Genomic DNA, 11,271 nt, shown 5'->3' on the forward strand with positions numbered 1-11,271 from the left:
CCGGCTGGAGCGGTTGCCGGGCGGGGCTTACACCCGCTGGAAAGCGCCGCCTTTTCACGGCGCACACCCTGATCGGCCACTGATCCAGGCGAAAGGCGACCGGCCGCTTCTGACAATTGAAAGGACATTCAAGTGATCTGGCCGGCCAATTGGCGCTAAGTGTCGCAAAGAAGCCTTGCAGCGTCGCTCTCGGTCAACATGCCGTCGCTCCCAGACGACTCCTTCCAAATTTGCGCTCGTACGCTGTCTTCAACCATGCCCCTGCGAGAAAAGATGCCACTCCGTCTCCATATTGTCGCCAGACAAGCTCGACGAGCCGCTGTACTCACGTTCAGCCTGATGTTGACGGTGGCCCACGCCCAGGATGCGCAAACCTGCAGGCAGCTCCGCTTCGCCGATATCGGCTGGTCGGACCTCACAGTCACCAATGCACTCGCAACGGCAATGCTCGGGCCGCTAGGCTATTCCACGTCGCCGGTGCGCGTGTCGGTGCCTATCTCCTTCGTCGGCCTGCAGAAGAAGCAGATTGACGTGTCGCTCGGCTACTGGTGGCCGAACGAGGAAGCCGCGATCACACCCTACGTCGCGGACAAGAGCATCATGGTGCTGCCGAAGCCGAACCTTGACGGCGCGATGTCTTCGCTGGCGGTACCGACATACGAAGCGGACGCGGGCCTGAAAAGCTACAAGGACCTCGCGCGCTACTACGACAAGCTCGGTGGCAAGATCTACGGGATCGAATCGGGCAGCAGCGCGAACAACGGCCTGCGAAAACTGATCGCAAGCAACGCGTATGGGCTAGGAAAATTCACCCTGGTCGAATCGAGCGAGGCATCGATGCTCGCTGCAGTGAAGCGAGCTGTCCGGATGAAGCAATGGATCGTGTTCTGGGGATGGCAGCCGCATCCAATGAACGAAGACATCCGGATGATGTATCTCCAGAATGACGAGAGCAGCGCACGTGCAGCACGTGTCTATACGGCGGTCGCGAGCGACTTCATGATTCGATGCCCGAACGCGGCCCGACTGATCTCGAACCTGCAGTTTTCAGTGCCGATGGAAAGCCAGTTGATGGCGAAAGTTTCCCAAGGCGATGACGCGAACCGCGTCGCGGTGGCGTATCTGAAGCAACACCCTGAGGTAGTTTCCGGATGGGTGGCGGGCGTAAAGACATTCGACGGCGCAGACGCGTCGAAGGCGTTGGCAGCAAGTTTCGCCGGTAGCTGAGGCAGTCGGTCCGTTGCTCCATAACCGACCTGTGCAAAGGAAAGAATCGAGTGAATGGAAAAGAGCAGCAGAAGAATCTCGTGTTTATCTGCGTCGACCAGATGCGTTACGACGCTCTGTCGGCGGCGGGCAACGCGGTGATTGGCACGACCAATCTGAGCCGCCTCGCACGGCGGGGCATGATGTTCGATCGGCATTACACGCCGAACCAGATCTGTTCACCCAGCCGTGCCACCATGGCGTCGGGTCTGTATCCACGACATCATGGGCTGACGCGCAATGGTATTGCGCTGGACGGAGCCAGGCCGACGCTCTGGCAAATGCTGAAAGACCAGGGCCTTGTCACGCATGCGATCGGCAAGTTGCATTATCAGCCTCTGCTCGCGCCGGCTGCGCTCGATATGCCGGAATCGCTGGCCTATTGGGATCGCCCCGATGCTGCGAGTTGGACTGGGCCGTATTATGGTTTCGATCACGTCGAGCTGGTGTTAGGCGAAGCAAACGAGTCTGTGAAGGCGGGACATTACGCTGCCTGGCTAAAGCGGTACCACCCGGATGCTTCGGGGCTCTACGAGCGCGACGCGTCGCTGGGCCATGCTGCGTCGGACCTGAAAGAGATCTGGAAGAACGCGATTCCAGCGTCGCTGCATTACACGAGCTGGATCGGCGATCGCGCGGTTGACGCTATTCGTCACTATGCCGGGCAGGAACGTTTTTGCCTGTTCGTGTCCTTCCCGGACCCGCATCATCCGTTTTCACCACCGCAACCGTATTGCGATCTGTTCGACCCAGCCAGGGTGCCTGCGCCGAAAGTCGTGCCGGGTGAGCTGGACCGCATGCCCGGGTATGTGCTGGATTGCGACGATCCCGCGCAGGATGCGTATATTCCGCCTGGCTCGAAGAATCGCGAGCAGGGTTTCATGCTGCGCACGGATTCGATCTCGGACGACACAATCAGCAAGGTCATTGCACATACGTATGGCAGTATCCGCATGATCGACGATGCGATCGGCCGAATACTCGATGCGCTCGGCGCAACCGGCGCGCTCGACAATACCTATATCGTCTTCACATCGGATCACGGTGAACTTCTCGGGGATCACGGACTGCTCCGCAAGGGGCCGCCTCCTTACCGGCAGCTATTGCAGGTGCCATTGTTGATCAGCGGCCCTGGTATCGCGGGCGGTTCCCGAACGCGAGCGATGACCAGTCACCTGGACTTTGTCTCGACGTTTGCGACGCTATTCGACGCGCAAGCGCCGGTTAGCGACGGTCTGGATCTGAGCGTCATAGCGTTGGGCCAGCAAACCGGGCTGCGCGACCGTCTGTTTGCGGAATATCATCCGCGCGCGGACGCGCGGGTATATAACCAGACGATCATCACGGATCGATGGCGCTTCACGTGTTATCCGAACGAGCCAACGTGGGGCGAGTTGTTTGACCTCAAAGCGGACCCTTGGGAACACTGGAATCTGTTCTCGGAAGCGCGAGTTCAGGACACGGTCGCGGAGCTTCGGGATGAACTGCATGCGTCAATGCCCCCGATAGCGGACGCGGGCGGCGCGGTGCTCGGTGCGTATTGAACGTCACTCTCTACTGCGTCGCACGTCCCGTTTTGAATGAGATCCGGAAACTCCGCCATGTTTTTCTGCCATCACGCGTCGACAATCACTTCGAAACCGCCATAGATTAGCCGCTGGCCATCAAAAGGCATCGGATCTTTATCTGGTTGCAGCCGCGGGTCGGCCATTACCGCTTTCATTCCTTCGTCTCGCGACTGATGCGACGGCCAGACAACCCAAGAGAACACCACCGTCTCATCATCCTTGCGCTTGATCGCCATTGGAAACGACGTCACCTTGCCCTCCGGCACGTCATCTCCCCAGCATTCGACCACCTTCAACGCGCCGTGCTCCTTGAAGACGGCCGCCGCTCTTTCGGCGAACTGTCTGTAAACTTCGCGGTTGGCTGTAGGCACGGGGACAACAAATCCATCGACGTAAGTCATTCGCAATCTCCTTTTCCCATACGGACTATAGGTACCGGTCGGCAGCGCATCGCAACATGACCGCCCATACGCACGACGAGCGAGGAGTCAAAAAATCGACAATAGTCGATTCCCTTGCGCCGATAGCCTGCTTTGACCAAGCGGCGCTTTGAGGCATGGCGTCGACCTGCTCACTTAAGCGGTTGCCCAATGCCGAGGAGGTTGTACCACCATGTTCTTGTTTCCGTCATGTTCTCTTGCGCAATCAATCACGGCAGGTCGGTGCGAAGGAGCAGCCGCGCTGCAGACAAGCGCAGACAAGCGCAGACAAGCGCGTCCACTCTCGCACAAGGACGCAGAAACCGACAACCCGCTCAATCGGTGTGTGCGCGATTCGCCAGCTCGCACGCCTGGCGCCACTGATCTTCCACTTTGTTCGCTCCCAGTCCAAGGCCTCGCAGAGCCCCACCAAGGTCCGACATTTCATGGCACACGTCGTCGTTGTCTTCTGTCTCGGCGACCAGATAAAAATTCGCACCCATCGGGCGCACGAACATACTGTTGCCCTGTTCAGACTTGCGTCCCCATATGATTTTCCCAGTCGCGTCATAAATGAGATTGTAAGCCACCCCTGGACCAAGCAACGGAGCATCAAGCCCCCAGTTCCAGGTGTGATATTGCCGCTCCTCAGATCGCAGATAGCGCAATTCAAGTTGGTGTGGGTATTTCACGACGAAGAAATGAATGCGGTCAAGATCAATCAATCTGTTGGCTATCAACGAGAGAACAAAAATACTGACGAGGGGCGCAAAAAAGAGTGATGCGAGGCAACGCCATTTTCGAAGGACGCTTGCGCGTGCCGCTTCGATAAGGCTGCCGATTGCCAGGATTGGGAATCCAAAAATCGCAGTTAGAGCTACAAGGATTGTGCCGTGATCCATTTCCCACATGAAGCAACACAGGGCGATTAGCCCGAGCCATAGCGCGGTCGGTGTAAATGCAATGCGGTTTTCCCCGGCCGTGCGTGACTTCTGCTTTTCTTTTGAATGTGACATTGAGTCTGAATTCCCGGTACCCTCGCGCAGGATGGTCGTTACCAGTCAGGATATTTTACGTGACAGAGTCGGTCCGGTCGGTCCGCGTGCGAATTTCGCCAGACAATCGTTGACGATTCGTGATCACAGGCCGAATGTCCCGTCGTGGCCGGCTTCCGTCTCGCGCGTTGCCCCATCTAACTTCCACGAAGAATAAATCGACCGCGTGTCATCAACCGTCCCAGCCCCGATGTTCGTGCGGTACCAACCTTGTCTACGTCCAAATTCGACGACAGCGAAGCAGATAAAGTAGTAGAAAATCAGGGGAATTTCTTTTCCCTTTGTTCCTGGAATCTTCAGCTCTTGCACGCGATCATCCATCTTTAAACTCATGTTGAAAAGCAATTCAATTGTCAGCGATCCGGGGCGCGAAGTCGACCGTCCGCTCCTGGCCGACACCAGCCAATAGAATTCGCCCCCACACACACCTGTTACAAAAGCCCCCGACGGAATTTCGCGCCCGCCGCGTTTACCCCTTTGCACGACCCACGACATGCAATCCCTTGCTCGCCAAGCGTAGCACCACGTTCAGCGCGGTCGTGCAGGCACGGCACGTGTTACGAGGCCTTCGCCTTCGCCTTCGCCCTGGCCACGGCCACGGCCGCCGCCATGCATCGAAATGCAATTGAAAAAATCAAAACGAGGATCCCCGACATGACTCGCAAACGTGCCCTGCTCGCCTGCTCATTGTGTGCCGCTTTACTGACAGGAGGATGCGGTGGCGGCTCAAGCGGCTCAAGCAGCTCCAGCAGTTCCGGAACCTCGCCGGGCACAACGACGACTACCGCGTCCCAACAAGTGGTCGACGTGTCGGGCTTGAGCATGACGCTGAACGGCAGCCCGTGGATGTCCAGAGGCGTGGTCCTGCAAGCATTTGTACGGCCGCTCGCCGCGCTGCAAGCCGACTCTAGCCAGAGCGGCGTCCTCAACGCACGCAATAATTTCGGCTCAACAGAACTCGCGGCCATCCACAATTATCAGGCCGACACCATTCGTTTCCAGATTGGCCAGCCCGCGCTGGACCCCGCGTCGCCGCTATACGATTCAGGCTATCTCGCTCAGGTCGTGAGTGCGATCAAGACAGCGCGTCAGGCCGGATTCGTCGTGATGATCATGATGCAGGACGAGGCGATCAGCGGTGAGACGTCGCCTCATCCGCTGCCAACGGCAGAGACGCAAAGCGACTGGGACCTGCTGGCCGCGCAGTTCGGAACGGATCGCGGCGTGGTCTTCGAACTCTATAACGAGCCCAATCTGCCCGAGACCACCGCTAACTGGCAGTTGTGGCTCAACGGCGGCACAGTGAGCGGGCAGACCACGGCTTCGATCGGCATGCAGTCGCTCATCACCCACCTGCGCTCCAATGGCGCGCAGAACGTGTTCGTTCTGGACGGTCTGCAACTGGCGGGCACGCTAAACGGTCTGCCTACGGTCACGGACCCGCTGAACCGCCTCGTCTACGCGGTGCATCCGTATCAGCACGGGTCGGCCGATGAATCGCAATGGGATCAGGATTTTGGCATTCCCAGCACCAAGGTGCCGGTATGGGCGGACGAGTGGTCGGCGCCAACGGGTTTGACGCTCGGCCTTGGGAGTCTCACCAGCTATCAGGTCGCGGTCGACCTGGTGAACTACCTGCGCAGTCACTCGATCTCGTTGTGCACGGGTGCGTTCGACGTGCCTCGATTCGTCGTGCAGGACATTCCGGGATGGACGCTCACCAACTACGACAACATCGCGCAGAACATGCAGATTGATGGCTCAGGTACGCTCGTCTACAACGACTTCCTGGCCAACTATTCGCGTGCGCTAACGCTTTCGGATGGTCTGTCTAACTAAGTAAGCGATGCAACTAAGCGATGCCGCGCGAGCACCCGGCTCGCGCGGGCCGATCACCCTTAAACGCAGTTATTGCCCACCAGCAGGCGACTTCACAGATGGGGTCGCAAGCGTGTTGTTGGTCTTGGGGGCCGGGGTCATCGTGCCGGTATCTGCGCTGGGCATGCCCGAATTCGGCGCGCCGCCCACCGTACCGTTTTCCGAACCATAGGTGCCCGGCGTGCCGTAACCGCCCGATGTGTCGCTCGGCTGATTCATCTGGTTCATCTGGTTCGCCGGGCTGGCCGTGCTGCCCTGGCTCGACGAACCACTACCGCCGGCTGTCTGTGCAAACGCGCCACCCGACAGTGCGAGTGCGGCAGCGGCCGCGATCAATGCGCTGGTTGTCTTGCTCATGATCCTTCCCTCCTTGAATAGATTGGAATATGGACGCAAACGTTAGCCGTCTGCTTGAGCATGAACTGCGCAATCGTCGTGCCGCCCGTTCACTCGGCAAGCAGTTGCCGAAGACGCGCAAACTCTACCGGCTTGAGAAGATGTGCGGCAAACCCTGCCGCTTCCGCTCGCGCCTTGTGCTCTTCCTGGCCGTAACCCGTGATCGCAATGAGCCGCACGTGCCGTAGTCTCTCCTCCTGACGGATCATTCCCGCGAGTTCGTATCCGTCGATTTCCGGAAGACCGATATCGAGCAGAATGATGTCGGGCTGAAAGCGACTGAGCGCCTCCAGCGCACCGCGGCTCGAATACACCGCCATCACGTCGTGCCCATCCTGTTGCAGGAGCTCCGCCAACACATCCGCGCCATCGCGGTTGTCGTCCACCACCAGAATCCTGCGCGCACACACTCGCGGTTCCGTGGCTGCCGTTTTGGCTCTCGTCTCGGTCTGCGCTAACGGAAGCCGTATTTCGAACGTCGCCCCCAGGTCAAGGCCATCGCTATAGACGGTGATCGACCCGCCATGCATTTCGACCAGACGCTTGACGACGGCAAGGCCAATCCCCAGGCCGCCTAGCGAACGGTCCAGCATGCGCTCGCCCTGGGTAAACAGATCGAAGACGCGCGGCAGCATGTCGGCCGGAATGCCGACGCCGTTATCGCTGATGGTCACGACCGCCTCGTCGCCATCCTGCCGTGTCCTCACGCGAATCTCGCCCGAAGGCGGCGTGTACTTCGCGGCATTCGTGAGCACGTTGACGAAGCACTGCACGAGGCGCTGCGGATCGCCGTTGACGATCAGCGGATGCGGCCCGGAATGCACGGCAATCGAGTGATTCCTGTCGCGCACCAGCAGCTCGATGCTTTCCAAAGAGTTCGCGATCAGATGATCGAGGCGCTGCGGCGCGCGCCGCAATTCGATCTTGCCCTGCGTGATGCGCGAGAAGTCGAGCAGATCGTCGACGAGTCTCGTCAACTGGGTCACCTGCCGCTCGATGATGTCCACGGTCCGCCGCGCGGTCGCGGGTTCGACGACAAGGCGCTGCAACAGATCGGCGCCGTTGCGCAGCGGCGCGAGCGGATTGCGCAACTCGTGCGCCAGCATCGCGAGGAACTCGTTCTTCTGCCGGTCCGCCTCTTCGAGCGCGCGTCGGTGCCGCTGCAACGCTTCGTGCGACTCGCGCCGCTCGGTGACGTCCGACGCAGCACCGAACCATTCGACGATGTTGCCTTCGTCGTCGAACAGCGGAATGGCGCGCGAAAACGTCCAGCCGACGGTTCCGTCGACGCGGATCACCGGGTGCTCGAGTTCGAAGTTGGAGCGCGTGCGGATGGCCTGCTCGATCGCCGCGATCACTTGCGGCTGGTCCTCCGCGCGGATGTACTTGTCGAGCCAGGTCTGGTTGGGGCCGGCTTCATCGGGAATGAAGTTTCGTCCCTGCAGTTGCCGCATTTCCCGCCAGTCCGCGCTCATCCGGTACACGACGTCGTTGGTGGCCTGCACATAAGCTCTAAAGCGTGCCTCGCCTTCGCGCCGCTGACGCGCCAGTTCGAGCAGCGACCCCACACGGCTCAGCAGTTCGCGCGCGTAGAACGGCTTGACGATGTAGTCGTCGGCGCCGGCAGCGAGGCCCTCGATTCTCGATTCCTCGCCCGCGCGCGCGGAAATCAGGATGACGGGAACATCGCGCAGTTCCACGTCGTCCCGCAGGCGGGCGATCAACCCGAAGCCGTCGAGTCTCGGCATCATCACGTCGGCCAGTATCAGGTCGGGCCGTTGCGCGATCGCGTGCGACATTGCATCCTCGCCGTCGTGAACCAGGTCGACCGCGTAGTGTGGTCCCAGCAGATCGCGCAGATACGCGCGCATGTCGGCATTGTCATCGGCCAGCAGGATGCGCGCGCCGTAGGTGTGCGCGAAGCGACTGTCGATGTGATTTTCATCGGCCGACCGGTCTTCGGCCCACACCGGCGCGGCCGGATGCGTGTCCTCGCCGGGCAGCCAGCGCAACGCTTCGTCAACGTACGCCTTGGCTCCGCTCGCTGCGGACGGCAACGCCGTTGCCGCCCTCAACTGCTCCGGCGGAATATGCGCAGTGCCAAAGGGAAGCGACACGCGGAACGTGCTGCCCACACCCACTTCGCTGTCGACCTCGATCGTCCCGCCGTGCAGACGGACAATCTCCTGCACGAGCGCGAGCCCGATGCCCGATCCCTCATGCGTTCGTGAGCGTGCACCTTCCACGCGGTGAAAGCGGTCGAACAGTTTAGGCAGTTCCTGCGCAGGAACGCCGACGCCGGTATCGGCCACTTCGAACACCGCACAGCCGTCGCCCCGCGTGAGACGGATGCGGACCTCGCCGTCGAACGTGAACTTGAACGCGTTGGAAACGAGGTTGAGGATCACCCGCTCCCACATCGCGTGATCGACGTACACCGGCTCGCCGAGCGTGTCGCACTGCACGTGATAACCGAGCCCCGCGCGTTCCATCGCCGAGCGAAACGAACTGGCCACGTCGCGCGTGAGCACAGCCAGGTCGACGGGGGTATACAACGCATCCGCGCGTCCGGCCTCGATGCGCGCGAAGTCGAGCAACGAGTTCACGAGTTTGAGCAGGCGCTGTGCGTTGCGGTGGGCGACCTCGAGTTCGCTCAGCACGTGAGCGGGCACATCGGGCGTCGCCAGCGCATCCACCAGCGGTACCAGCATCAGTGTCAGCGGTGTACGAAATTCGTGGCTCACGTTCGAGAAGAACGCGGTCTTCGCGCGATCGATCTGAGCCAGCGCCTCCGCGCGCCGCCGCTCTTCCTCGTAAGCGCGCGCATTCGTCACGGCCGACGCAATCTGGCTCGCGGTGAGTTCGAGGAAGCTGACGTACGGCGCGTCAGGACGGATGAACGCGCTAAGGCCGGCAACGAGCGCACCGGCATAACGATCGGCCGCATTCGACTTGATCGGCACGACGGCAAACTGATCCGCAGCGCCGGGAATCGAAGCCGGCGGGACGTGAGGCAATACGTCGGATAATCCGTCGTGCAGACGAATCGCGCCGCTATGCATGACTTCAGCCAGCCGCGCGGCCAGTTCGCCTTGCGGCGGTTCGACGCTGATCTCCGTGGGCGGTCCATTGCCCTGCTCGAAACCCGCCGATCCGACCAGCCGCATCACCCCGGTCGCGTCATCGCGCAGGTAGAGCAGTACGAACGGGATATCCTTCGCGTGTGCCGAGAGTACGGCCGCTGCGCGCTGGCACGCTTCTTCGGCCGTCTTGGCCTCGGTCACATGCGAGCCGAGATCGCCCAGAATCTTGAGCCGGCGCTCGCCGATCACGCGCTGCGTGATTTCGACGACGGTTGCCAGCACTCCGCCAATTCCACGCGGCGCGGTATCGTCGGGAACCGGGCTGTAGGCGATGGTGAAATGACTCTCTTCGGCAAAACCATGCCGGCGCACAACCAGTTCGATGTCGTCCATATAGGTGGCTTGCCCACCGTTGAACGGCACGTCGACGAGCGGCCCCAGCACGTCGAATACCTCGTTCCAGCACTCGCGGAACGGTTGCCCCAAAGCCTGACGCGGATGCTTGGCGCCCAGAATCGGCGCGTACGCATCGTTGTAAATCTGGATGTAGTCAGGTCCCCACCACAGAAGCATCGGGATCCGGTTGCCAAGCACGAAGCGGACGATCATGCGCAGGCTTGCGGACCAGTCCGAAGGCGGCCCCAGCCGCGTGGACGACCAGTCGAAGTCGTTCACGAGTCGCGCCATCACGCCGTCGTGATTCGCGCTGTCCGTGCCCATGACGGAATACGGCTGGCTGGTGTCTCCTGACGACTTCATGCCTTGACTCTCCCGACCTGGTCTCCTTAGCTTACATCTTGCCGCCCCGGTGGGCGATGAAACGGGTCGCGGTGATCTGGACATGCTGTTCGTCGGGACCGCAGATATGCGCGGCGAGCGGCGCGTCAATGCTGCCGTCCGCCGTCGATAGCGAAGCCGACGCAACGTCGACGCAGACACTGTGGTCGTACACCTCGCCCGAGACCCAGCGCAAAGTCGAGTTTGCCTGAGCGCCCGCTTGCAGTGTCACTGGCAGCACGACGGGACCATGCCCCATCGGGACAGGTTTCCCATTCACCATAGGCCCGCGAAACGGGTTGCTGGCCGGCACGACCGACACCTGCAAAGGTTCGCCGCTACTGCCCTTCATGGCCACAGCCGGCAGGCTTTGAACGCGGCACGCCGCGGAAGACGTATTGCGGATCACGAGCTGCGTGCCGCTATGGCTCATGCCGTCGAATTCTCCGTTGCCGCTATCGGTCGTGACGGATAGCTGGCCGGCGAGGCAGTCCTTAGCCGGCGCTGGTTTCGCACCCGCTTGAGCGTGGGCGCTGGTGGTTATGGCAAGGAGAAGAGAATACGCTGCAAAGTTCGTTTTCATCGATCCAAAGCGGGTTCGGGTAGTGCAACCGACGTCAAAATGGAAGCGCGCAAAGCCGGATAGCCACGCGCTTCTATTATCGACGCTCCGTCCTGCTTTAACGGGCGAACCATGCTTTAGTGTCGTTCACGCGTGTAAAGGTCTGTAACTGATCGAGTAGGGTGAGGGGTTACCCCCTCAGCCCTCTCACACCACCGTACGTGCGGTTCCGCATACGGCGGTTCAGTTCATGCTCTGGAGGCGATC

10 protein-coding genes are annotated in these 11,271 nt (G+C 60.7%); 3 read left to right on the forward strand and 7 right to left on the reverse strand.

Features of this window, described 5'->3' with window-relative positions; translation table 11 throughout:
• The first annotated feature begins 255 nt into the window (after nt 1-255).
• Both DVS29_RS34925 and DVS29_RS34930 read left to right on the forward strand, forming a co-directional pair.
• On the forward strand, nt 256-1,227 hold the full coding sequence (locus DVS29_RS34925; protein WP_240655963.1) for a glycine betaine ABC transporter substrate-binding protein: 972 nt from the start codon (nt 256-258) through the stop codon (nt 1,225-1,227).
• A 50-nt stretch (nt 1,228-1,277) separates the two neighbouring features.
• The gene (locus tag DVS29_RS34930) at nt 1,278-2,810 is read left to right on the forward strand and encodes a sulfatase family protein (RefSeq protein ID WP_118185603.1); all 1,533 of its coding nucleotides are present in this window, start codon (nt 1,278-1,280) and stop codon (nt 2,808-2,810) included.
• A gap of 71 nt (nt 2,811-2,881) precedes the next feature.
• Here DVS29_RS34930 and DVS29_RS34935 read toward each other — a convergent pair whose 3' ends face one another.
• The 4 genes from DVS29_RS34935 to DVS29_RS37530 all read right to left on the reverse strand — a co-directional run bounded on the left by DVS29_RS34935 (nt 2,882) and on the right by DVS29_RS37530 (nt 5,132).
• Entirely contained in the window at nt 2,882-3,235 is a 354-nt protein-coding gene (locus tag DVS29_RS34935; protein WP_008920469.1) for a DUF1428 domain-containing protein, read from the reverse strand.
• Nucleotides 3,236-3,588: 353 nt separating this feature from the next.
• Entirely contained in the window at nt 3,589-4,269 is a 681-nt protein-coding gene (locus DVS29_RS34940) for a hypothetical protein (protein ID WP_124800754.1), read from the reverse strand.
• Between the two features lie 123 nt (nt 4,270-4,392).
• The gene (locus DVS29_RS37105) at nt 4,393-4,803 is read right to left on the reverse strand and encodes a hypothetical protein (protein ID WP_124800755.1); all 411 of its coding nucleotides are present in this window, start codon (nt 4,801-4,803) and stop codon (nt 4,393-4,395) included.
• A 62-nt stretch (nt 4,804-4,865) separates the two neighbouring features.
• Nucleotides 4,866-5,132, reverse strand: coding sequence for a hypothetical protein (locus DVS29_RS37530; RefSeq protein ID WP_164708062.1), 267 nt, complete (start codon nt 5,130-5,132; stop codon nt 4,866-4,868).
• Here DVS29_RS37530 and DVS29_RS34950 point away from each other — a divergent pair.
• Nucleotides 5,131-6,147, forward strand: a complete 1,017-nt coding sequence (locus DVS29_RS34950) for a cellulase family glycosylhydrolase (RefSeq protein WP_240655965.1) — start codon at nt 5,131-5,133, stop codon at nt 6,145-6,147. The genes DVS29_RS37530 and DVS29_RS34950 overlap by 2 nt on opposite strands.
• A 69-nt stretch (nt 6,148-6,216) precedes the next feature.
• Here the strand turns inward: DVS29_RS34950 and DVS29_RS34955 are convergent, their stop codons facing one another.
• From DVS29_RS34955 to DVS29_RS34965, 3 genes are all read right to left on the reverse strand, one after another.
• Complete coding sequence (locus tag DVS29_RS34955; RefSeq protein ID WP_118185612.1) at nt 6,217-6,543, reverse strand: hypothetical protein; 327 nt, start codon at nt 6,541-6,543, stop codon at nt 6,217-6,219.
• Between the two features lie 89 nt (nt 6,544-6,632).
• On the reverse strand, nt 6,633-10,424 hold the full coding sequence (locus tag DVS29_RS34960) for an ATP-binding protein (RefSeq protein ID WP_164708064.1): 3,792 nt from the start codon (nt 10,422-10,424) through the stop codon (nt 6,633-6,635).
• 31 nt (nt 10,425-10,455) lie between these two features.
• Nucleotides 10,456-11,025, reverse strand: coding sequence for a DUF4232 domain-containing protein (locus DVS29_RS34965; protein WP_118185616.1), 570 nt, complete (start codon nt 11,023-11,025; stop codon nt 10,456-10,458).
• Between the last annotated feature and the right edge of the window lie 246 nt (nt 11,026-11,271).

It is taken from the genome of Paraburkholderia phosphatilytica (assembly GCF_003443895.1).
GTDB classification, from domain to species: domain Bacteria; phylum Pseudomonadota; class Gammaproteobacteria; order Burkholderiales; family Burkholderiaceae; genus Paraburkholderia; species Paraburkholderia phosphatilytica.

What these genes read in the sequence shown, in the direction of transcription:
- DVS29_RS34940 (WP_124800754.1), bottom strand. Translation starts at nt 4,269, where the DNA reads ATGTCACATTCAAAAGAAAAGCAGAAGTCACGCACGGCCGGGGAAAAC.
- DVS29_RS37105 (WP_124800755.1), bottom strand. Translation starts at nt 4,803, where the DNA reads ATGTCGTGGGTCGTGCAAAGGGGTAAACGCGGCGGGCGCGAAATTCCG.
- DVS29_RS37530 (WP_164708062.1), bottom strand. Translation starts at nt 5,132, where the DNA reads ATGCTCAAGCCCGACACGTCGACCACTTGTTGGGACGCGGTAGTCGTC.
- DVS29_RS34925 (WP_240655963.1), top strand. Translation starts at nt 256, where the DNA reads ATGCCCCTGCGAGAAAAGATGCCACTCCGTCTCCATATTGTCGCCAGA.
- DVS29_RS34935 (WP_008920469.1), bottom strand. Translation starts at nt 3,235, where the DNA reads ATGACTTACGTCGATGGATTTGTTGTCCCCGTGCCTACAGCCAACCGC.
- DVS29_RS34950 (WP_240655965.1), top strand. Translation starts at nt 5,131, where the DNA reads ATGACGCTGAACGGCAGCCCGTGGATGTCCAGAGGCGTGGTCCTGCAA.
- DVS29_RS34965 (WP_118185616.1), bottom strand. Translation starts at nt 11,025, where the DNA reads ATGAAAACGAACTTTGCAGCGTATTCTCTTCTCCTTGCCATAACCACC.
- DVS29_RS34955 (WP_118185612.1), bottom strand. Translation starts at nt 6,543, where the DNA reads ATGAGCAAGACAACCAGCGCATTGATCGCGGCCGCTGCCGCACTCGCA.
- DVS29_RS34960 (WP_164708064.1), bottom strand. Translation starts at nt 10,424, where the DNA reads ATGAAGTCGTCAGGAGACACCAGCCAGCCGTATTCCGTCATGGGCACG.